General features: G+C 66.9%; 24 protein-coding genes. 12 read left to right on the top strand and 12 right to left on the bottom strand.

Going from position 1 to position 21,152, the window contains the following annotated elements; genetic code table 11:
• Window positions 1-101 precede the first annotated feature (101 nt).
• A complete protein-coding gene (fbaA, locus tag JOF57_RS22020) occupies window positions 102-1,139 on the top strand; it encodes a class II fructose-bisphosphate aldolase (protein ID WP_209919999.1) in 1,038 nt (345 codons plus the stop codon).
• Here fbaA and JOF57_RS22015 read toward each other — a convergent pair.
• Window positions 1,136-1,723, bottom strand: a complete 588-nt coding sequence (locus tag JOF57_RS22015; RefSeq protein WP_209919990.1) for a CHAP domain-containing protein — start codon at window positions 1,721-1,723, stop codon at window positions 1,136-1,138. The two genes, fbaA and JOF57_RS22015, sit on opposite strands and share 4 nt — an antisense overlap.
• 9 nt (window positions 1,724-1,732) lie before the next feature.
• A complete protein-coding gene (locus JOF57_RS22010; RefSeq protein WP_209919988.1) occupies window positions 1,733-2,533 on the bottom strand; it encodes an Rv0361 family membrane protein in 801 nt (266 codons plus the stop codon).
• 82 nt (window positions 2,534-2,615) lie between these two features.
• Here JOF57_RS22010 and JOF57_RS22005 point away from each other — a divergent pair, with 82 nt between their 5' ends.
• A complete protein-coding gene (locus JOF57_RS22005) occupies window positions 2,616-3,032 on the top strand; it encodes a DUF3151 domain-containing protein (protein ID WP_209919986.1) in 417 nt (138 codons plus the stop codon).
• Here the strand turns inward: JOF57_RS22005 and JOF57_RS22000 are convergent.
• The 3 genes from JOF57_RS22000 to JOF57_RS21990 all read right to left on the bottom strand — a co-directional run bounded on the left by JOF57_RS22000 (window position 3,029) and on the right by JOF57_RS21990 (window position 5,478).
• Window positions 3,029-3,925, bottom strand: coding sequence for a cation diffusion facilitator family transporter (locus tag JOF57_RS22000; protein ID WP_209919984.1), 897 nt, complete (start codon window positions 3,923-3,925; stop codon window positions 3,029-3,031). The two genes, JOF57_RS22005 and JOF57_RS22000, sit on opposite strands and share 4 nt — an antisense overlap.
• A 163-nt stretch (window positions 3,926-4,088) precedes the next feature.
• On the bottom strand, window positions 4,089-4,868 hold the full coding sequence (locus JOF57_RS21995; protein WP_209919981.1) for a site-2 protease family protein: 780 nt from the start codon (window positions 4,866-4,868) through the stop codon (window positions 4,089-4,091).
• 28 nt (window positions 4,869-4,896) lie between these two features.
• Window positions 4,897-5,478, bottom strand: coding sequence for a hypothetical protein (locus tag JOF57_RS21990; RefSeq protein ID WP_234938212.1), 582 nt, complete (start codon window positions 5,476-5,478; stop codon window positions 4,897-4,899).
• A 105-nt stretch (window positions 5,479-5,583) separates the two neighbouring features.
• Here JOF57_RS21990 and JOF57_RS21985 point away from each other — a divergent pair, with 105 nt between their 5' ends.
• The 4 genes from JOF57_RS21985 to JOF57_RS21970 all read left to right on the top strand — a co-directional run bounded on the left by JOF57_RS21985 (window position 5,584) and on the right by JOF57_RS21970 (window position 9,744).
• Window positions 5,584-6,879, top strand: a complete 1,296-nt coding sequence (locus JOF57_RS21985) for an adenylosuccinate synthase (protein WP_209919980.1) — start codon at window positions 5,584-5,586, stop codon at window positions 6,877-6,879.
• Entirely contained in the window at window positions 6,876-7,502 is a 627-nt protein-coding gene (locus JOF57_RS21980; protein WP_209919977.1) for a PaaI family thioesterase, read from the top strand. Before JOF57_RS21985 ends, JOF57_RS21980 begins: the two co-directional genes overlap by 4 nt.
• Before the next feature lie 19 nt (window positions 7,503-7,521).
• Window positions 7,522-8,199: a hypothetical protein gene (locus tag JOF57_RS21975; protein WP_407666592.1), complete on the top strand. Its 678-nt coding sequence runs from the start codon at window positions 7,522-7,524 to the stop codon at window positions 8,197-8,199.
• Window positions 8,200-8,301: 102 nt separating this feature from the next.
• Window positions 8,302-9,744, top strand: coding sequence for an HNH endonuclease signature motif containing protein (locus JOF57_RS21970; RefSeq protein WP_209919975.1), 1,443 nt, complete (start codon window positions 8,302-8,304; stop codon window positions 9,742-9,744).
• Here JOF57_RS21970 and JOF57_RS21965 read toward each other — a convergent pair.
• From JOF57_RS21965 to JOF57_RS21945, 5 genes are read right to left on the bottom strand one after another with little or no spacing between them, the layout of a single operon-like run.
• On the bottom strand, window positions 9,741-9,932 hold the full coding sequence (locus tag JOF57_RS21965; RefSeq protein ID WP_209919973.1) for a ferredoxin: 192 nt from the start codon (window positions 9,930-9,932) through the stop codon (window positions 9,741-9,743). The two genes, JOF57_RS21970 and JOF57_RS21965, sit on opposite strands and share 4 nt — an antisense overlap.
• A gap of 5 nt (window positions 9,933-9,937) precedes the next feature.
• Window positions 9,938-11,143: a cytochrome P450 gene (locus JOF57_RS21960; protein WP_209919971.1), complete on the bottom strand. Its 1,206-nt coding sequence runs from the start codon at window positions 11,141-11,143 to the stop codon at window positions 9,938-9,940.
• A 9-nt stretch (window positions 11,144-11,152) separates the two neighbouring features.
• Window positions 11,153-11,959: an alpha/beta fold hydrolase gene (locus JOF57_RS21955; RefSeq protein ID WP_209919969.1), complete on the bottom strand. Its 807-nt coding sequence runs from the start codon at window positions 11,957-11,959 to the stop codon at window positions 11,153-11,155.
• A 10-nt stretch (window positions 11,960-11,969) separates the two neighbouring features.
• Window positions 11,970-13,976, bottom strand: coding sequence for an MMPL family transporter (locus JOF57_RS21950; RefSeq protein WP_209919962.1), 2,007 nt, complete (start codon window positions 13,974-13,976; stop codon window positions 11,970-11,972).
• Window positions 13,969-15,558 (bottom strand): Na+/H+ antiporter, encoded by a 1,590-nt coding sequence (locus JOF57_RS21945; protein ID WP_209919960.1) that lies wholly within the window; start codon window positions 15,556-15,558, stop codon window positions 13,969-13,971. The genes JOF57_RS21950 and JOF57_RS21945 overlap by 8 nt, the downstream gene beginning before the upstream one ends.
• A gap of 43 nt (window positions 15,559-15,601) precedes the next feature.
• On the opposite strand from JOF57_RS21945, the gene JOF57_RS21940 reads away from it, so the two are divergent.
• From JOF57_RS21940 to JOF57_RS21915, 6 genes are read left to right on the top strand one after another with little or no spacing between them, the layout of a single operon-like run.
• Window positions 15,602-15,904 (top strand): UBP-type zinc finger domain-containing protein, encoded by a 303-nt coding sequence (locus tag JOF57_RS21940; protein WP_209919956.1) that lies wholly within the window; start codon window positions 15,602-15,604, stop codon window positions 15,902-15,904.
• A 24-nt stretch (window positions 15,905-15,928) separates the two neighbouring features.
• Window positions 15,929-17,161 (top strand): formate-dependent phosphoribosylglycinamide formyltransferase, encoded by a 1,233-nt coding sequence (gene purT / locus JOF57_RS21935; protein ID WP_209919953.1) that lies wholly within the window; start codon window positions 15,929-15,931, stop codon window positions 17,159-17,161.
• Between the two features lie 6 nt (window positions 17,162-17,167).
• On the top strand, window positions 17,168-17,632 hold the full coding sequence (locus JOF57_RS21930; RefSeq protein ID WP_209919951.1) for an Rv0361 family membrane protein: 465 nt from the start codon (window positions 17,168-17,170) through the stop codon (window positions 17,630-17,632).
• Window positions 17,629-18,042: a rhodanese-like domain-containing protein gene (locus JOF57_RS21925; RefSeq protein ID WP_209919949.1), complete on the top strand. Its 414-nt coding sequence runs from the start codon at window positions 17,629-17,631 to the stop codon at window positions 18,040-18,042. Before JOF57_RS21930 ends, JOF57_RS21925 begins: the two co-directional genes overlap by 4 nt.
• Before the next feature lie 20 nt (window positions 18,043-18,062).
• The gene (locus JOF57_RS21920; RefSeq protein WP_209919947.1) at window positions 18,063-19,277 is read left to right on the top strand and encodes an O-succinylhomoserine sulfhydrylase; all 1,215 of its coding nucleotides are present in this window, start codon (window positions 18,063-18,065) and stop codon (window positions 19,275-19,277) included.
• A gap of 13 nt (window positions 19,278-19,290) precedes the next feature.
• Entirely contained in the window at window positions 19,291-19,710 is a 420-nt protein-coding gene (locus JOF57_RS21915; protein WP_209919944.1) for a hypothetical protein, read from the top strand.
• Here the strand turns inward: JOF57_RS21915 and JOF57_RS21910 are convergent.
• On the bottom strand, window positions 19,707-20,558 hold the full coding sequence (locus JOF57_RS21910; protein WP_209919943.1) for an SDR family oxidoreductase: 852 nt from the start codon (window positions 20,556-20,558) through the stop codon (window positions 19,707-19,709). The genes JOF57_RS21915 and JOF57_RS21910 overlap by 4 nt on opposite strands.
• Before the next feature lie 53 nt (window positions 20,559-20,611).
• A complete protein-coding gene (locus JOF57_RS21905) occupies window positions 20,612-21,148 on the bottom strand; it encodes a hypothetical protein (RefSeq protein ID WP_234938210.1) in 537 nt (178 codons plus the stop codon).
• Window positions 21,149-21,152 lie beyond the last annotated feature (4 nt).

The following is a 21,152-nucleotide window of genomic DNA, read 5'->3' as shown; positions in this document are numbered from 1 at the left end:
TAGCCTCAGGGAGGGCGATGTCGATCACGATCCCAAGGGTACCTGGGCCGTGCGACCGGCCTTCACCTGCGATAACCCCGTGTCAGACGGAAGGACAAACCATGCCGATCGCCACTCCTGAGGTCTACGCCGAGATGCTCGGCCGGGCCAAGGAGCATTCGTTCGCGTTCCCGGCCATCAACTGCACGTCGTCGGAAACCGTCAACGCGGCCATCAAGGGTTTCGCCGACGCGGGCAGCGACGGCATCATCCAGTTCTCGACCGGTGGGGCCGAGTTCGCTTCGGGGCTCGGGGTCAAGGACATGGTGACCGGTGCCGTCGCACTGGCCGAGTTCGCCCACGTGATCGCCGACCGCTACCCGATCACGGTCGCCCTGCACACCGACCACTGTCCGAAGGACAAGCTGGACACCTATGTGCGCCCGCTGCTGGCCATCTCGGCCGAGCGGGTCGCCGCCGGCCGCAATCCGTTGTTCCAGTCCCACATGTGGGACGGTTCGGCCGTCCCGATCGACGAGAACCTGACCATCGCCCAGGAACTGTTGAAGCTTGCCGCTGCGGCCAAGATCATTCTCGAGGTCGAGATCGGTGTGGTCGGCGGCGAAGAGGACGGGGTCGAGGCCGAGATCAACGACAAGCTCTACACCTCCTCGGAGGACTTCGAGAAGACGATCGACGCGCTGGGTGCCGGTGAACAGGGGGCGTACCTGCTGGCGGCCACGTTCGGAAACGTGCACGGCGTCTACAAGCCCGGCAATGTGGTGCTCAAGCCCGAGGTGCTGGCCGAGGGTCAGCGGGTGGCGGCCGCAAAGCTCGGATTATCCGACGACGCAAAGCCTTTCGATTTCGTCTTCCACGGCGGATCGGGTTCGCTGAAGTCCGAGATCGAGGACTCCCTCAGGTACGGCGTGGTGAAGATGAACGTCGACACCGACACGCAGTACGCCTTCACCCGCCCGCTGGCCGCTCACATGTTCACCAACTACGACGGTGTTTTGAAGGTGGACGGGGAAGTTGGGGATAAGAAGGTTTACGACCCGCGCAGCTACCTGAAGAAGGCCGAGGCGTCGATGGCTGAACGCGTCATCGAGGCCTGCAACGATCTGCACAGCGCCGGGCGCAGCGTCACCGGCGGCTAACCGGACAACCGGCCGTAGCCGAGGATCCCGGCGACTTCGGCGTCATCGAGGGTGTGCACCCGGATGCCGCCCTCCTCATTGCCGCCGATTGTGGTTATCGCGTTGTCATCCACGGTCACAACGAAATTGGTGTGCAACCCGAGCGGGCTGCCTTCGGCGTACATCACCACGTCGCCGGTGCGGGGCCGGTATCCCGTCGGATCGGTGAACCGGCCGGCGGCCTGGTAGTACTCCTGCAGCGTGTACACGCCCGGGATCCGCCAGCTCCCCGAGTTCGGGTTGGACAGCGGCCGGCCCGCCTCGTTGAGCACCCAGCTGACGAAGTCGGCGCACCACGGCTCCTCGACGCCTTCGGAGAAATGGCTGCCGCCGGGCTGGGCGCTGTACTGCGACTGCAGCACATCGACGATCCGCGCCTGGGCCGGATCGAGTGCGGTGCGGTCGATCTGGGGGAAGGCGGCAGGTTTGCCGGGCAGGATGTCGATTGCGCCGGGATGCCGGATCAGGAGTGCGGCCGCGCCGACGGCGATGACTGCCCCGAGCGTGCACAGGGCCAACCACAGCTTGGGTCCACGCCGCCTCACCCGGTCAGATTAGCCGGTAGGCGCCTGGCAGATCTTCCACTGACTGTCGCGGAACTGAAGGTCGAAGCTACGGGTGGACCGGGTTTGCGGGGCGAACGCCATGAAGCTGGTGACGTTTGCCTCGGCGTGATCGCCGGTGACGACCACCTGGTCGATGCTGGCCACCACGGGGTACTGCTTGGCGCTCTCCACCCGGGCGTGGGTTTCGTCCCAGGCCTTCTGGTCGTACTTGACGTAGTTGTCGCGGGTGGTGCCGCAGGTCATCGATCGCAGGGCGGCCAGGTCGCCACGCTGGATGGCTGCGTCGAAGCCCTGGATCGTCGTGCGGACGTCGTCTTCCCGGGAGGCCGACGAGGTCGATTCGCGGGTCAGTAGGACGGTGCCGAGCACTGCGATCGCCACCAGGGCCGCGATCACCAGTACGACCGCCACCACCCAGCCCCAGCTGCGGCGGGCGGCCGGCGTGGGTGCCTGAGCCGATTCCTCGCGCGGCGCGATGACCTGTGGGGCAGCGCCTTTCGGCACTTCCTCGGTGACGGTGTCGCCCTCGGTGGGCGGTGCGAACACCTCGGTCTCCGGGTCGGGCGGGGTGTCGATCTTCTGGGTGGACCCGTCGAACCCGGACGGTGCGGTGAAGCGTCGTTCTTCGCTGAGTGCCACCGCCTCGGTGACCTCATCGGCTGAGCCGATGATCTCGGTGGCGGGCTCGGACAAGGCGGACAGCTCGGCCTTCGAAGGCAGCTCGACTTTCTCGGTCGGTGCGTCGCTGTGGTCGGTGCGGTTCTCGTCAGGTCCCATTGGGTTCGACATACCTGCTGCGGTCCTCCTGTACGTCGCTACCGGTCTGTACGTCGGTACCGGTGGAGCTTATCGGTCGGTGCACAATAGGCCCATGACACGGATGGGTGATTTGTTGGGACCGGAGCCGGTCCTCCTTCCCGGAGACCCTGAGGCCGAGGACGAATTGGCTGCGGGTGAGAAGCCGGCCGTGGTGGCTGCGGCCCACCCGTCGGCGTCGATCGCGTGGGCCGTGCTGGCCGAGAAGGCGCTCGCCGACGACAAGGCCGTCACCGCATATGCGTATGCCCGCACCGGTTATCACCGCGGGCTGGATCAGTTGCGGCGTAACGGCTGGAAGGGTTTCGGCCCGGTGCCGTTCGCCCATGAGCCGAACCAGGGATTCCTGCGGTGTGTGGCCGCGCTGGCCCGTGCCGCCGACGACATCGGTGAGACCGATGAGTTCCAGCGGTGCGTCGACCTGCTCGACGACTGCGATCCGTCGGCCCGGGCCGAACTCGGCCTGGCCTAGTCCTTCGCGTCGCAGGAGCAGTCTTCGGCTGAATCGGGCGGCTCCACCTGCACGGTGGCGTGGGCCAGGCCCCGGGCGTTGAGTACCGCGCGCGCGTCGTCGAGCACGCGGGCGGTGTCGGAACTGCTGGTCAGGTGCGCGGTGACCATGTCCTTCCCGGGGACCAGCGTCCACACGTGCAGATCGTGCACACCCGTCACGCCGTCGACCGCCCCGAGCGCGGTACGCAGCTCCTCGACGTCGATGTGCTGCGGGGAGGATTCGCTCAGGATCCGCAGTGCTGCCCGCGCCAGGGCGATGGCCCGCGGGAGGACCCACAGGGCTACCAGGACCGCGACCACCACGTCGGCGTAGGGCCAGCTGGTGGTGACGGTGACGATGCCGGCGACCAGCACGCCGATGCTGCCGACGGTGTCGGCCATGACCTCCATGTAGGCACCCTTGACGGCCAGGCTGTCCTTGGAGTGCGACCGCAGCATCAAGACGACGACGCCGTTGGCGGCCAGGCCGGCCAGGGCCACCACGATCATCGGCACGCCGGGCACGTCGGGTGCATTGCCGAGTCGTTCGATGGCTTCGTACAGGATGAAGCCCGCCACGCCCAGCAGCAGGGCCGCGTTGGCGACCGCGGTGAAGACCTCGGCCCGGTGCCAGCCGTAGGTGCGGGCCGGGGAGGTGCTGCCGCGCTTGGCCAGCAGTACCGCGGTCAGGCCCATGAACATGGCGACCAGGTCGGTGAGCATGTGGCCGGCGTCGGCAAGCAGTGCGATCGAGTTGATCGCCAGCGCGGTGACCAGCTCAAGGACGAAGAACGCGGACAGGATCGCCGCGGCGATGAGCATCCTGCTGACGCGTGTGTCGCTGCTGTGACTGTGATTGTGGCCTGCACCCATGCCCGCAATGTATGCGAAAGTGTGCATATGTGGCAAGTGGGCCGCTCCTCTGGCCCGCCTTTGTCACGCCTTTGTCACGCCAGAGTGGCTGTCGCCGTCGAGCGTCACTCCAGCGTGACGACGGGTGTGCGGGTGGGTGGGTGTGGTCAACGACGCCGACGCGTCAGAGCCAGGCTGACCAGAACCGGGTCAACTGGCTGCCGATCAACACCAGCTGGCTCGGCACGCCGGAGAGGTCGACGAACCAGAAGACCACCGAGAAGAACCACCGGTTGAGCGTGGGCGTGATCAAGAGGATCAACAGGATGAAGAAACCCCACTGCTTGGCCGGCTCCACCGCCCGCTGGGTGGCGGGGCTCAGATGCGGTTCCAGTGCGCCGTACCCGTCCAGCCCGGGAATCGGCAGCAGGTTCAGCACTACGGCGGTGACCTGAAGGAACCCCAGGAAGGCCAGCCCGGACCAGAACACGCCGTGGGCCGGGTCGAAAAAGACCCGGGTGATGCCCAGCAGCAGCACCCCCAGCACCAGGTTGGCCGCCGGGCCGGCCAGGCTGACCAGTGTCTTCTGACGCGCCGTCATCCACGAGGTGCGGACATAGACGGCCCCGCCGGGCAGGCCGATGCCGCCGAGCGCGATGAACAGCACCGGCAAACCGAGTGACAGTAGGGGATGGGAGTACTTGAGCGGGTTCAGCGTCAGATAGCCGCGCGCCGCGACATCATGGTCACCGAAACGCCACGCGGTGTAGGCGTGGCCGAACTCGTGCAGGCACAGCGACACCAACCAGCCGGCGATCACCAGGATGAACACAGCGACGTAGGACATCGGCTTCACGTTGTCGGCGGCGAGCCACGCCAGCACCCCGCCGGCCACGGTGACCGCGACGACGGCCAGAAAGACCGGGCTGGGCCGTACCGACTGATGCAGCGGGCGGATGTTCACGGTTCGACGCTACCGGCCGCGGCCCAGTTCAGCCGACCCTCAGCCAGCCTTCGGTGTGCCGGTAGTACGTCGAGCGCCGCACCGTCCGAGATGCGGGCACACCGTCGCGGATCACCTGGGCGCCCGGGGTGCCCAGCTGCGCGGCGCGGCCGACGACCCAGTGCCGTGCCCGGCCGCGAGCCGAGAGCACGCTCGCGCGCAGCCCGGGCATGTCCGGCGTGGGTTCGACGCGGACACCGGGCGCCTCGCCATCGAACAGCACGCAGTCGTCGACGATGGCTTCGCCCTGCAGCGGTGCACCGTCGGCTCCATGCCATTGCGCCGCGCCGACCAGGACGGTTCCCGTTTCGTCGCGGATCAGCGGGACACGCCGGGCCGGGGCACTCAAGGCGCGGCGGGCCGACCAGCTGCCGGCCGCGGGGGCGACCTCGACATCGAGCCGATCGGCGCGCAGCAATGCGGTGAGTACGGCGGAAAGTTCGGCGTCGCCGCCGGTCACGACCACTCTGCGGTGCGCCCCGAGCCCATCCACATCGACCCTCGGCAGGTCGCGGAGCGGGCGCGCGACACGCGCTGTGCCGATCACCGCAACCCCGCCTGAGGTGGTCAAGACTGCTCCTTGTGGTCGGGCAAATGTGTTCCTGGCGTGAGCTGGGATAAGGTGGCCTACCGGCTGCATCACATTAATGCGGAAGATTAGGCGGGAGACTACGCCATGCCGGCAATCGTCCTCATCGGCGCCCAATGGGGCGACGAGGGCAAAGGTAAAGCCACCGACCTGCTCGGTGGTCGCGTGCAGTGGGTCGTTCGGTACCAGGGGGGTAATAACGCCGGGCATACCGTCGTTCTGCCGACCGGGGAGAACTTCGCACTGCATCTGATCCCCTCGGGCATCTTGACGCCAGGGGTCACCAACGTCATCGGTAACGGCGTGGTGGTCGACCCTGGTGTGCTGCTCACCGAGCTCCAGGGCCTCGACGATCGCGGCGTCGACACCTCGGGCCTGTTGATCTCGGCTGACGCGCATCTGCTGATGCCGTATCACGTCGCCATCGACAAGGTGGTCGAGCGCTACGCGGGGAGCAAGAAGATCGGCACCACCGGTCGCGGCATCGGACCCTGTTACCAGGACAAGATCGCCCGCATCGGTATCCGGGTCGCCGACGTGCTCGACGAGCAGCTGCTGGCCGAAAAGATCGAGGCGGCACTGGAATTCAAGAACCAGGTGCTGGTCAAGATCTACAACCGCAAGGCGCTCGAGCAGGCAGAGGTCCTGGAGAACCTGCTCACCCAGGCCGAGGGTTTCAAACACCGCATCGCCGACGCCCGGCTGCTGCTCAACCAGGCGCTGGAAAATGGCGAGACCGTGCTGTTGGAGGGCTCGCAGGGCACCCTGCTCGACGTCGACCACGGCACCTACCCGTTCGTCACCTCGTCGAACCCGACCGCCGGCGGCGCCTCGGTCGGTTCCGGGATCGGGCCGACTCAGATCACCACGGTGCTGGGAATCCTCAAGGCGTACACCACCCGCGTCGGGTCGGGTCCGTTCCCGACCGAGCTGTTCGACGAGCACGGTGCGTACCTGGCCAAGACCGGCGGCGAGGTCGGGGTGACCACCGGCCGAGCCCGGCGCTGCGGCTGGTTCGATGCCGTGATCGCGCGGTACGCCACCCGGGTCAACGGCATCACCGACTACTTCCTGACCAAGCTCGACGTGCTGTCCAGCCTGGAGACCGTGCCGGTGTGTGTCGGTTACAAGGTCGACGGCAAGCGCACCAACGAGATGCCCATGACGCAGTCCGAAATTCACCGCGCCGAGCCGATCTATGAGGAGCTGCCCGGTTGGTGGGAGGACATCTCCACCGCCCGCGAGTTCTCCGATCTGCCGGCGAAGGCCCAGGACTACGTGCTGCGCCTGGAAGAGCTTGCCGGCGCACATGTTTCGTGCATCGGCGTCGGTCCGGGTCGTGATCAGACGATCGTGCGGCGTGACATTCTGGCGCCCAAGTGACCGACGAGCGTCCATCGGTTTTCGAACAGCACGGCGGATTCCCGGTTTTCGAACCGGCTGATCCCGGACCGGGTTTCGCGCGCTTTCTGACCGCGATGCGCCGGGCACAGGACCTGGCCGTGTCGGCCAACCCGGACAGCGACACCTGGAACGACGCGGCTGATCGGGTTGAAGAGCTCGTCAAGCTGCTCGGTCCGTACGAGGCCGACGAGGGTGTCGGGCCGGCCAACCGGGTCCCGTCCCTGCCTGGTGTGGGCAGTCTGCTGATGCCGCCGTTCACGATGTCGAAGTTCGAGCCCGAGGGCGTCGAATTGAAGGTCGAGTTCAGCCGATTCCACGTCGGCGGCAACTACGCGGTGCACGGCGGTGTGCTGCCGCTGCTGTTCGACTCGGTGTTCGGCATGGTGATCCACGCGGCGGGCCGGCCGATCAGCCGGACGGCTTTCCTGCATGTGGACTACCGCAAGGTGACGCCGATCGACACGGTGCTGACCGCCCGCGGTTGGGTGCGTGAGTCGGAGGGGCGCAAGGCATTTGTGAACGCCGAACTTCGTGACCCCGACGAGAATCTGCTCGCCGAGGCCAACGGCCTGATGCTCAGATTGCTGCCGGGCCAGCCCTGATCCGTGTCACGATGACGCGGTGGATCAACGACCGTTGCATCGTTTGTCGACGCCGCGCGCCGCGGCGATCGCGGGAGTGTTGTTCGCGCTGCTGTTCGGGGCCTCGCTGATCCTGATCCGCACCGCGCTGCCCGAAGGTGCCGAGCCGGGTTCGCAGTGGATCGACGGGGCGAGTACCCGACTGCGGGTCGCGTCTGTCCTGATGCCGTTCGCGGGTATCGCGTTCCTGTGGTTCATCGGCGTGGTGCGCGACGGCTTCGGGCGTTACGAGGACAGGTTTTTCGCGTCGGTGTTCCTCGGTAGCGGGATCCTGTTCCTGGCCATGATGTTCGTGTCCTCGGCGGTCGGTGCCGCCTTGATTGCCAGCAAGGCCGGGATGGTCGACCCCGCCGTGCATTCCGAGGTTGCCGCGTTCGGCCAGATGTTGTTGATGGCGCTCAGCAAGACCTACGGGGTCCGCATGGCCGCGGTGTTCATGATCTCGCTGGCCACGATCTGGTTGAAGACGGGGCTGATGCCGCGCCCGCTGGTTTTAACCACGTACGTTGTCGCGGCGGCTCTGTTGGTCGCAGGCGATGTGAGCATGTGGATCGTGCTGGCATTCCCGATCTGGGTCCTGGTGGTCAGCCTCCTGATCCTGATCCGGGCCGGAGTGATCGAGATGCCGGGCGAGCACGAGCGGCACCATCCGGGATAGCGGAGGTGGGCTGACTCGAGGTGACCTCCGCCGCCGATGGTGCCCGCGATCCATCTGATCGAACCGGCACCCGTGTCGGCCCAGCATGGCATACTCGAACGTATGTTCGAGTCGTCTGATTCCGATGTGGCGCTGATCGACGCGGTCAGTGCTGGGGCGCGGGCGGAGTCGGTGGCGATCGCGGGGCGGCTTTCGGCGATCGGGGCGTTGGATTCTCTGCGGGAACGCGAGTTGGCCGAGTCGATCTTTTGGACCACCGATCCGTTCGAGGCGGTGGCCGCCGAGATTTCGGCGGCGATGCGGATCAGTCGGGGTCGGGCCGGCACCCAGATCCATCGCGCCCGGGTGTTGCGGGACAAACTGCCGATGGTGGCGGCCCGGTTCGCGGTCGGGGATATCGACTATCGGGTGGTGTGTGTGATCATCGCCCGCACCGGCATCGTGGACGCCGGGGTGTGGGCCGGACTGGATGCGGAACTGGCCGGGCGGGCGTATCGGTGGATGCGGCTGTCTGAACGGCAGTTGCGGGATCGGGTGGATCAGTGGATCGCCAAACTGGATCCCAACGGGGTGCGGGTTCCCCCGGATGTGAACGATGAGCGGTTCGTTCAGGTCGAACCGAGCAGCCCGGGCATGACTTCGCTGTGGGCCAACGTGCATGCCGAAGACGGGGCCGCGCTCAATCAACGCCTGGACGCCGTGGCCAACACAGTGTGTGAACACGATCCCCGCACCCATGAGCAGCGTCGTGCCGATGCGGTGGGACCGTTGGCCCGGCTGGAATCACAGCTGCCGTGTCGGTGCGGTCGCGACGATTGCCCGGCCACCCAGAAACGGGCCGCGGCCAACGCTGCAATGGTCCATGTGCTGGCCGAGCAGGCCACCCTCGACGGCACCTCCGATGCGCCGGGGTATCTACCCGGGTACGGAATCCTGCCCGCCGAATCGGTGCGCGACCTGGCCTCCAACGCCACACTCAAGCCGGTGGCGATGCCCGCCCAACCCGCCGAACCCGATACCGCTGAGCCGGGGTACCGCCCGTCGGTGGCGCTCTCAGAGTTCATCCGATGGCGGGACCTGACCTGCCGGTTCCCGGGCTGTGACGCCCCGGTCGAACGCTGCGACATCGACCACACAGCACCCTGGCCGGCAGGCCCGACACATCCGTCGAACACCAAACTATTCTGCCGGGCACACCATTTGGTCAAAACGTTCTGCCCCGGCTGGACCGACCGTCAATTCCCCGACGGCACAGTCGAATTCAGATCACCGACCGGGCACACCTACACCACCGAACCCCACGGCGCGGGGATGTTCCCGACCCTGGCCCAACCCGCCGGGGAACTGAACCTGCCCGAACCCCAAGCCCCGCACCCCAACCGGGGCGCAATGATGCCCAAACGCACACGAACCCGCGAACAAGACCATCAAGAACGCATCGCCGAAGAACGACGCCTACGCGCCGAACTCAACAACGACCTCGCATACGAACGCGACTACCAAGCCTGGCTCGCCGAACAATACGGACCACCCCCACCCTTCTAGATGGTGAGCTTCAATGCTGATGCGGGGCACAGCTTGACGGCCTCGCGGGCATGCGCGATCTCATCGTCCGGCACCTCGTCGACGAGGACTTCCACGACTCCGTCGTCGTCCTGATCGAAGAGGACGTCGGAGACCATCACGCAGTTGCCCGATGCGATGCAGGCGTCCTGATCAGCTTCTACTTTCATGGCGCTCACCACGTTACCGCCAACGATTTCAGCCCGTAGATGAAGTGGAAAGACCGGTAGGCGACGTCCTCGAACGGTTCGGCCAGCGCGAGGTCCGGGAACCGTTGCAGGAGGGCCGGGAAGGCGATCCGCATCTCCATCCGGGCCAGCGGGGCGCCGAGGCAGTGGTGCACACCGTGGCCGAAGGCCAGGTGGCCGGGCGCGCCGCGGGTGATGTCGAGCGTGTCGGGGGTGTCGATGAAGTCGGGGTCCCGATTGCCCGCAGGTAGTGAGGCAAAGACCAACTCGCCCGCGGGAATCCGTACGCCGGCAACGTCGACCTCGGTGGTGGTGAAGCGGGGGATGGCGTTCTGCACGATGGACAACCAGCGCAGCAGTTCCTCGAGGGCGGGGCCGACGGCATCCGGATCGTCGCGGACTGCGGCCAACTGGTCGGGGTGGCGCAACAATGCCAGGATGCCGAGGCCCAGCATGTTCGACGTGGTTTCATGCCCGGCGAGCAGCAGAAGTCCGGCGATACCGACGAGTTCGTCGTCGGACAGTTCGCCGCCGTGGTCTCGCACGAGCATGCCGAGGATGTCCTCGCCCGGATCCTGGCGGGCCCGCTTGACCAGGCCGCGCATGTAGTCACGGCTCTGCTGTTGCAGCGCAAGACGTTCCGCGATGGGCAGCGACAGGTCGAGCTGGTGGGCCGAGCGTTGCTGGAAGTCGTCGCGATCCTCGTAGGGCACGCCGAGCAGTTCGCAGATCACCAGGGAGGGGATGGGAAGCGCAAAGTTGGCCACCAGATCCGAGGGCGGGCCGGCCGCTGCCATCGCATCGAGCCGGGAGTCGACGATCTCGGCGATCCGCGGTTCCAGACGTTTCATCCGGCGGATGGTGAACTCTGCGGTGAGCATGCGGCGCAGCCGCTGGTGTTCGGGCGGGTCGAGCCCCAGCAGGTTCCCGGCCCGGGCGCTCGCGAGCTCCTCCTCGGACATCTCGGGCGCTCCGGGCAGGGTGAAACCGGGTGGTCTGCTGTTGGAGAACCGTTCGTGATCACCGAGTACCGCCTTGACGTCCTCGTGGCGGGTGATCAGGTAAACGGGATTGCCGAGCGCACTGATGACCTTGCGTACCCCGTCGGTCTCACGGATCTCGCGCAGGTCGGGCGTCGGGTCGAAGGCATTGCGCCGCATGTGCAATGGCGGCAGCGTTGTCGGCCCAGTCATGCCACGACGCTACCCGCGTGCCAGGAAATCCCTGATCAACGTGTTGACGAGGCGGGGATTCTCCAGCGCGGCCAGGTGCGCGACGCCGTCGAGCACCGTCACGTCGGCCCCCGGAATGGCGTCGGCCATCGCGATGGTCTCCCGCAACGGGAAGGTCGCATCTTCGGCTCCGGCGACCACGAGCACCGCCGCCTTCACACGGGAGAGCAACGCCCGCTGGTCCGGACGGCGCGGCACCACGCTCTTCACTGCCCATGCGGCGGAATCAACGTCGACGCGGTGTGCCGCATCCCGCACGAAGGCGACCACCTCGGGACGCGTGCGAAACGTGGTCGGGCCCAGGAACGCCGAGAGCACCGATCGGGTGAGTGGGCCGCGGATCCCGCCGAGCAGTCTGGCCATCTGCAACAGCAAGCCGTATTCGAGCTTCTGCCGCGGACCGGCCGCCGACGCCGTGCAGTTCATCAACACGGCACGGCCGATACGATCCGGATGTAACGCCGCGAACGTCCCACCGATCATTCCGCCCCACGAGTTGCCGACGAAGTGCGTGCGCTCGACGCCGACGCCGTCGAGGATGTCGGCGACGGTATCGGCGCAGTCGGTGAAACTGAATGGGGCGGTCAGCTTTTCGCTACCGCCGTGGCCGGGTGGGTCGACGAGGATGACCCGGTGATCGGGATCGAACTCCTGCGCCTGCCCGGCCCACATGTCGCCGGTCATCAGCAGGCTCGGCCAGAACAAGATGGCATCGCCGTCGCCGCGGACCTGGACGCGGAGACGGCCGAGTTTCGTCGGTAGTCGCAGCTCCTGCACACCTGCCAAGTTAGCGCGAAGCGTGCAATCCGGGCCACCAGATGCGGGGCCCGATCAACGTGAACAGGGCCGGGATGATCACGGTGCGGACCACGAAGGTGTCCAGCAGGATGCCGAGCCCGACGATGATGCCCAGTTGGGTCAACACGATCAGCGGCAATACGCCCAACACGCAGAACACCGCTGCCAGCACCACACCGGCACTGGTGATCACCGCTCCGGTGGCCGACACGGCCCGCACGATGCCCAGGCGGGTTCCGTACTCGGGTGTCTCCTCGCGGGCCCGGGTCACCAGGAAGATCGTGTAGTCCACGCCGAGGGCCACCAGGAACAGGAACGCGAACAGCGGGGTGCTGTTGTCCAGGGCCGGAAAGCCGAACACGTGGACACTGGCCCAGCCGCCCAGCCCGAGCGCGGCCAACGCGCTGAGCACGGTGACTCCGACCAGGACCAGCGGTGCGAAGGCCGATCTCAACAGCAGGTAGAGCACTGCCAGCACCACCGCCAGGATCGCCGGGATCACCACGAGCCGGTCACGCTGGGCTGCCGCGGCGGTATCCCTGGCCTGGGCATCGGACCCGCCCACGAGCGCGGCGGGATCGGCGGTGTGCACCGAATTGCGTAGGGCGTCAATGGTTTCGAAGGCCTCGTCGGAGGCGGGTTCGGCCTTGAGTATCACCGACCATTGGCTCAGTCCGGTCGGAGACTGGCCGACGGGCGTGGCGGAGACGACGCCGGGGGTGTCGGTGATGGCGCGTCGCACGGCGTCGGCCTCGGCGGTGGAGGCGATGACGCGGGTGGGGTCGGTCAGGCCGCTCGGGAAGTGCGCGGCCAGGGTCTGGTAGCCGGTCACCGATTCGGCCTGCACCCGGAACTGCTCGGTCTGGGTCAGCCCGATCGGCGTGGCCAGCAGGGCGGTGCTCAGCAGGGCCAGGCCGGCCAGCGAGGCTACTGCGACACGGGTGGGTTTGCGGGCCACCGAGTCGGCAATCCGGTGCCAGACACCGCTTTCGGTCAGCGGCGTTGCGCCGACCTGGGGAATGAACGGCCAGAACAGTCGCTTGCCGCACAACGCGAGCAGCGGCGGCAACACGATCAGCACGAAGATCGCGGCAACGACCAGACCCGATGCGGCCTGCACGCCGAGGCTCCGGTTGCTGGGTGCGGAGGCGAACAGCAGGGTCAGCAGGGCCAGCACCACGGTGGCGTTGCTGGCCACGATCGCTGGGGCGGCGGCGCGCACTGCTGTCACCAGGGCTTCGCGATGCTGCTCGTAACGCCCCAGTTCCTCGCGATACCGCGAAATCAACAGCAGCGCATAGTTGGTGCCTGCGCCGAACACCAGCACGCTGGTGATGCCCGAGGTGGAACCGTCCGGGCTCAGCCCGAGTCCGGAGGCCACTGCGGTGCCGACGACGGCGCCGACGCGGTCGGCGAAGGCGATGACCAGCAGAGGCACCAGCCACAGCACCGGCGAGCGGTAGGTGATGATGAGCAGCAGAGCCACCACCGCCGCCGTCACCGCGAGCAGCGTGATGTTCGCTCCGGCAAACGAATTGGCGATGTCGGCACCGAACGCGGGGCCGCCGGTGACCTGTGCCCGCAGGTCGCCCGGCAGGCCGTTGGTGGCGGTGGTGCGCAGATCCTTGACGGCGTCGTTCAGCGCGAAGCCGGACAGGTCGGCCTTCAGCGGCACGGTGGCTACGGCGGCCTTACTGTCGTCGGCGACCACCACAGGCGGGCCGGACGCATCGGTCATTCGGTTCCGGGCGTCGGCGGTGGCGTCGATGTCGTCCATGGTGAGTTCACCGCCGTCGGTGCGGGTCACCACCAGGATCGCCGGAATTTGGTCTCCGCCGGGAAAATCGGCCCGCAGTGCGTCGGCCCGCGCCGACTCGGCATCGGATGGAACGGCGACCGGTGACTGCGACGCGGCGTCGCTGCCGCTGAGCAGGCCCAGCAGCGCGCCGGAGACGATCACGACCAATACCGCGAGCCATGCCAGACGCTTAATCACGATTCAGTGTCGCCTCTTCCAAGTCGAGCCCATGCAGCACAGTACGCAGAACCTCGTCGTCGATATGTCCCGCATCACGCTCGGCGATGAACGTGTCCCGTTCGGCGGCAAGCATTTCCAGGCGTAGCCGGCGGAACGCCGAGGTCGGGCTCTCACCGATGTCGGCGTCGTCGCGGCCCAAACGCTCCCAGGCGGCGTTGCGGCGGCGGGTGTTCCACGCCCGCAGTACGTCGCCGGCGCGTTCGGGCACATCGGTGGCTGACTGTTCGGACATCAGGGTGTCGAGCCGCTCGGCGGCGGCCCGGGCCGCTTTGTCCTGCGCCGCAGCCGTGGCGACGGCGTCACTGTGGGCCTCGTCGCCCTGCGCCCCGAGCACCCGGATGAACCAGGGCAGCGTCAAACCGTGCAGCAACAGCGTGCCGACCACGACCACAAAGGTGAGGAACACCAACTGCGGGCGGCCGGGGAAGGGATCGCCGGCCAGGGTGGTGGCGGGTACGGCGAACGCGGCGGCCAACGACACGACCCCACGCATACCCGCCCACGCGACGATGAACACCTGCGCCCGGGACGGTTCGGGTTCGTGGTCGCGGATCCGCTTGGACAGCAATCGGGGCAGATACATCGAGACATAGACCCACACCATCCGCACCCCGATCACGGTGGTGAGCACGGCCGCCGAAGAGATCGCCAGGGTGGCGGCCGAGATTCCGGCCAGCTCGCCGATCACCTTGGGCAGTTGCAGCCCGATCAGCAGGAAGGCGAACGATTCCAGGATCAGCTGCACGGCCTTCCACACCGCATTGTCCTGCAGTCGCGTGGCGTAGCCGGCCTGCGTGGCGCGCTGGCCCAGCAGCAGCGCCGCCACCACCACGGCGATCACGCCCGAGCCGTGGACCTCCTCGGCCAGCAGGTAGATGAAGAACGGCGCGACCAGGCCGATCGCACTTTCGATCAGCGGGTCGTCGAGCCGGGTGCGGATGAAGTGCACCACCAGGCCGACCACCCAGCCCACCACCACACCACCGACCGCGGCCAGGGCGAACGTGCCCAGCCCGCTGCCCCAGCTGGCGGCGGTGCCGATGGCAGCCCCCAGTGCCACCTTGTAGGCGGTCAGCGCGGTGGCGTCGTTCAGCAGGCTCTCCCCACCCAGCAGCGTCATGGTGCGTCGGGGCAGTCCGAGCCTGCGGCCGACGGCGGTGGCCGACACGGCGTCGGGTGGGGCCACGATCGCGCCCAGGGTCAGGGCCGCGGCAACGGTGAGTTCGGGCACGGTGTGGAACGCGACGATGCCGACGGCGAACGTGGTGGCCAGCGGCAACCCGACCGCCAGCAACCCGATCGGGCGGATGTTGCGGCGAAGGGCCACGTAGCTGCTCTCCAGGCCCGCCGACCACAACAGCGGCGGCAGGATCACGAAGAGCACCAGCTCGGGATCCAGATGGACATCGTCGAAGCCGGGCAGCGCGCTGGCGGCCAGACCGGCCACCACCAGCGCCAACGGCGCCGAGACGTCGAACCGGCGGGCCACGGCGGCCAGCAGAATTGCGGCGACCAGGGCCGCCAGGAGTGAGGGACCCACGTTGTCGTTCCTCCTTCGTGTGCCGTGCCTATCCTTGATCAACATGTTGAGGAGATCACGTCGGCGTGAGCAGAATCCGGCGCCTCGCACCTGTGAGCATCTGAACACCGAGGTCGCCGAGCCGATTCCGGTGACCCCCGGACGATGCCAGGAATGTGAGGAAGACGGCGAGAGCAACTGGGCGCATCTACGGATGTGCCTGACGTGTGGTCACGTCGGTTGCTGTGACTCGAGCCCGCATCAGCATGCCACCAGGCACTTTCAGCAAAGCGGTCATCCGGTGATGCGTTCGGCCGAACCTGGTGAGAGTTGGCGTTGGTGCTATATCGACCATCGGGTCGGGTGACGATCTGGCAGGCTGGTGTGTGCGATGAGTGAATCGATTGAGGACGCGCAGACCGATGAACAGGGCACCGACAGGCCCACCGACCCCGCGGCGACGGTGTTGCTGCTGGGTTCGGGTGAGCTGAGCCGGGAGCTTGCGTTGGCATTCCAGCGGCTGGGCGGTGTCGTGGTGGCCGCGGACCGGTACTACGCACCCGCGCACGGCGTCGCGGACCGCTCGGCGGTGATCAAGATGAACGACGCCGAGGAACTCGCCGCGCTGATCGAGCGGGAGAAGCCGCGTTACGTGGTGGCCGAGTCCGGCGTCATCGCCGCCGACGCCCTGGTGGCGGTGGCCGAGCGGGGCGGCATCGAGGTTCTGCCGACGCCGCGCGCCATCCGGCTCAGTCAGGACCGCGAAGGCCTGCGCCGGCTCGCGTCGGACGAGTTGGGCCTGCCCACGGTGCCGTTCTGGTTCGCCGGGTCGGTCGAGGAGCTGACCGCGGTGGCCGAGCATGCCGGCTTCCCGTTGGTGGTCAAGCCGGTGATGGGTGCGCAGCGCGACGGTGAGTCGGTGCTGCTGCGATCCGACGACGTCGAACCGGCCTGGCAGCGGGCGACCACCGCCGGCCACATCGCCCAGAACCGGGTGCTGGCCGAGTCGGTGGTCGAGGTCGAATACGAGATCACGATGTTGACGGTGCGGACGGCTGGGCCGTCGGGTCCGGGCGTGCAGTTCTGCGAGCCGATCGGGCACCGCCAGGTCGGTACGGACGTGCTGGAGGCGTGGCAGCCTCAGCCACTGTCGCCCGCTGCGCTGGACGCCGCGAAGTCGATCTCGGCGCGGATCGTCAACGCATTGGGCGGACGCGGGGTATTCGGGGTCGAGCTGCTGGTCCAGGGCGACGACGTGTATTTCTCCGACGTCCGGATCCGGCCGCACGACAGCGGGCTGGTGACGCTGCGGTCGCAGCGGTTGTCGGAGTTCGAGCTGCACGCCAGGGCGATTCTGGGCCTGGCGGTGGACACCATCATGATCTCCCCGGCGGCCGCCGAGGTCAGCTACGGCGGGGCCGATGCCGGCGAGCCGTCGGCCGACATCAGCGCGGTGTTGTCCGAAGCGTTGGCCACGTCGGAAAGCGATGTGCGGTTGTTCGGTCGTCCGGGTGAATCGGAGGCCCCGCGGCGCCTGGGGGTCGCCCTCGCGACCGCGCCCGACGTGATCATCGCCCGTGACCGTGCCCGCCGGGTCGGCTCTGCGCTGCGCAAGCTGTGGTAGGCCGGGATGACTGACGAAACCGGCGAGGCTGACGACGCAGCGGATCGGCCCACGATGGCGCCCTTCCTGGGCGCGCTGGCCGTCATTGTCGTCGTGGTGATCATTGTCATTCTGCTCAACGTCTTCGGCAACGACGGGCGGAGCGAGGAGCAGAAGGTCAGCCTTGCGGCGGTCGGCCAGAACGACGCGCTGCAGCGGGAAAACTTCGGCGAATTCTCCGATTTCACTTGCACCGCGCAACGCGGAACCGAGGCAGATTTTATTGCCCGGCAGCGTGATTCGGTGGGCAAGCAGGGCGCCAGGTACGTCGATGACGTCACCGCTGTGCAGGTCGAGGGTGATCAGGCCACCGCGACGGTGGTGTACCACTTCGACAACGCACCGGACACCAAGGTGAACACCGAGACGGCCTTTGTGCTCGAGGACGGCCAATGGCGCGTCTGTTCGGGTATGGGAGACTCACGCCCGTGAGCTATGCAGGGGACATCACGCCTGAGGAGACCTGGAAGCTTCTGAGCGAGAATCCCGAGGCCGTGCTGGTGGACTGTCGTACCGAAGCCGAATGGCGCTTCGTCGGCGCGCCGGATCTGACCAGCCTCGGGCGTGACGTGATCTACGTGGAGTGGAACCGGACCGACGGCAGTCATAACGATGCGTTCGTCGACGATCTTCAGACATCCGGTGTGACGCCGGGTGAGCGTCCGGTGGTCTTCCTGTGTCGCTCCGGCAACCGTTCGATCGGCGCTGCCGAGGCCGCCACTGCGGTCGGCATCACGCCGTCCTACAACATCCTCGACGGATTCGAGGGCAACCTCGACGAGAACCGTCACCGGGGCGCGACCGGCTGGAAGGCCGTCGGTTTGCCTTGGAAACAAAGTTGAGCCGCAGAGTCGAGAAGAACATGACCGACATCCCATCTGTCCGGATCCCGGCTGCCCTGCCCGAGGGCGTCAGCCAGGCCACCATCGGTGTGCGCGGCGGCATCCTGCGCTCGGAGTTCGAGGAAACCGCCGAGGCGATGTACCTGACCTCGGGGTACGTCTACGAGTCGGCGTCGGCCGCGGAGAAGGCGTTCACCGGCGAGATCGACCGCTTCGTCTACTCCCGCTACGGCAACCCGACCATCTCGATGTTCGAGGAGCGGCTGCGCCTCATCGAGGGTGCGCCGGCCTGTTTCGCCACCGCCACCGGCATGGCGGCGGTGTTCACCTCGCTGGCTGCGCTGCTGGGGGCCGGTGACCGCCTGGTGGCCGCCCGCAGCCTGTTCGGCTCGTGTTTCGTGGTGTGTAGCGAGATCCTGCCGCGCTGGGGTGTGGAGACGGTGTTCGTCGACGGCGACGACCTGGCGCAGTGGGAAGAGGCACTGTCCGTGCCGACGACGGCGGTGTTCTTCGAGACGCCGTCCAACCCGATGCAGTCCCTGGTGGATATCGCCGCGGTGTCCGAGCTGGCCCACGCCGCCGGTGCAAAGGTAGTGCTGGACAACGTCTTTGCCACGCCGCTGCTGCAGCAGGGTATGCCGCTGGGTGCGGATGTGGTGGTGTATTCGGGCACCAAGCACATCGACGGGCAGGGTCGCGTGCTCGGCGGGGCGATCCTGGGCGACAAGGAGTACATCGACGGCCCGGTGCAGAAGCTCATGCGCCACACCGGCCCGGCGATCAGCGCGTTCAATGCCTGGACGCTGCTGAAAGGCCTTGAGACGCTTAATGTCCGGGTGGACTATGCGAATCGCTCGGCGCAGAAGATCGCCGAGTTCCTGGAAGGCCACTCTTCGGTGAGCTGGGTGAAATACCCGTTCCTGAAGTCGCATCCGCAGTACGAGTTGGCCCAGCGCCAGATGAGTGGCGGCGGCACGGTCATCACCTTCGAGCTGGACGCCGCCGATGGAAAGGCGCGCGCGTTCGAGGTGCTCGACAAGCTGCGCCTCATCGACATCTCCAACAACCTGGGCGATGCGAAGACGCTGATCACCCATCCGGCCACCACGACGCATCGGGCCATGGGTCCGGAGGGACGCGCCGCGATCGGACTGGGTGACGGCGTCGTGCGCATCTCGATCGGCCTCGAGGGAACCGAGGATCTGATCACCGACCTGGACCAGGCGCTGAGTTAGTCGGGGGTGGGGCGTGTCCAAGGAGAGTGCCGCCAAGAAGGCCCGCCGCCGCAAGCGGCAGGCCACCCGTGACACGCATCGGATATCTCAGGAAGCAGTCGATCAGCTGGCCGACATCCCGGATGCGGTCGTCGCCGATCTGGCCGAGTTCGACGAGCGAATCACCGCGCGCGGCTGGACGTTTGACGAAGACGAATCCAATGACGACTACGCGGTGTGGTTCTACGAGCCGTCCGGCGCTCCGGTGTCGGACGGAGTCCCGGTGACCTCACTGTGGCTGGATGCGGCCGAGGACGGCGAGATCGTGCGGGTGGTGTTCGTCGGCAGCGTCGAGCGCTACGAGTTCACTCATGAGGAATTGCTCGGCGGTGCCCTCGACGTGATCGAGGGCTACCGCCACGGCGCCGAGCTGCCGACGTTCGCAGTCGACTAGCTCTCGATGACACCCTGGGCCGACTGGGCCCGGTCCTCGTAGCTCTTGCGCTTGGCCGCGTCGAACTGCAGGAACACGCTGTCCAGGCCCAGCTTCCTGTTCATCCAGCGACGGCCCTTGGGCGGCAGCATCTGGGCGGCTTGGGCGGTGAAGCGCAGCGGCGGCGGCACCGACACGTGCGTCTTGGGCTTGTTGAGTGTCTTGACGATGGCGGCGGCGATGTCCTCGGGCTCGACGGGCTTGAGCGCCCCGCTGGACTTGGTGCCCGAGATCAGGTCGGTGTTGGTGAACGGCGGCATGACCACCGACACGTCGACCCCGTGCGGGGCCATCTCATCGGCGAGCGCGGTGGTCAGTCCGACGACGGCGTATTTGGCGCCGACGTAGACCACCTGGCCGGGCAGCGGGATCAGGCCGGACAGTGACGCGATGTTGATGACGTGGCCGCTGCGGCGCTTCACCATCTCCGGCAGTGCCAACTGGCAGCCGGTGAGTACGCCGTAGACGTTGACCTCCAGGGAGGACCGGATCGACTGTTCGGACTGTTCCAGGAATGCGCCGATCGGCATGACGCCGGCGTTGTTGATCAGCACGTCGATGTGCCCGCCGCCGTCGGTGCGGGCCTTGTCCAGGAACGTCGCGAACGATTCGCGGTCGGTGACGTCGAGCGGGTAGCCCGACACCGGGCCGAGCTTGGTCAGCTCGACGACGGCCGACTCCTGGAGCGCGATGTCACGGTCGCCGATGACGACGCGGGCGCCCTTGGCCAGCAGGGCCTTGGCGGTGGCGTAACCGATGCCGCGCGCGGCGCCGGTGATCGCGATGGTCTTGCCCCTGATGTTGTCCATGGCGGCGAACTTTACACGTGTCAAGTTTGGCGCGGAAGGGGGTGACGCGTTGGTCAGTCCGCCGGTCCTCGCTGGTGCCGAGGGTGCGCTCGGTACTCCATGGATTGCTTACGCCGCACTGGTTTACGCTTACCGATCCAATACGCGGCGAGGTAAATGATTGCAAATGTGCCAGCTGTAATGATTGTTACGATTGCGAACTGTATTTTTTGACCACGGGCGATTCCATAACCCCAACTGGCGTCACCGAGTCCAAGGACGACCGCGAAGAAAATCATCAACACCACCACTGCTGCGCTCGCCGCCCAGTCTTTGCCTCCACTTTCGATGAAGATCCGGACGTTGATTGCGGCGATGAGCATGAGCGCTGTGAGTGCCCACCACATCTTTCGCGCTGTTAGAAGGCCGCTGTAAGAGTCGGGTGTCGGATCGGTCCCGCCGTGATCATTTGTGTCTAAGGCAGTTTCGGTGGGTTTGTCTTCTGGATCGGGCTGGCTGTCGACCGCATTGAGTGCGTAGATCTTGCCGCGGATCTTGATATAGGGGGTGTAGCCGTACGCAGCTGCCGCCATCGCGGCAAAGAGAAACAAGGCA

The sequence above is a fragment of the Mycolicibacterium lutetiense genome (assembly GCF_017876775.1).
In the GTDB taxonomy this organism is placed as follows: domain Bacteria; phylum Actinomycetota; class Actinomycetes; order Mycobacteriales; family Mycobacteriaceae; genus Mycobacterium; species Mycobacterium lutetiense.
The sequence above is the reverse complement of the archived record's forward strand: the minus strand, read 5'-3'. Positions and strand labels throughout refer to the sequence as shown.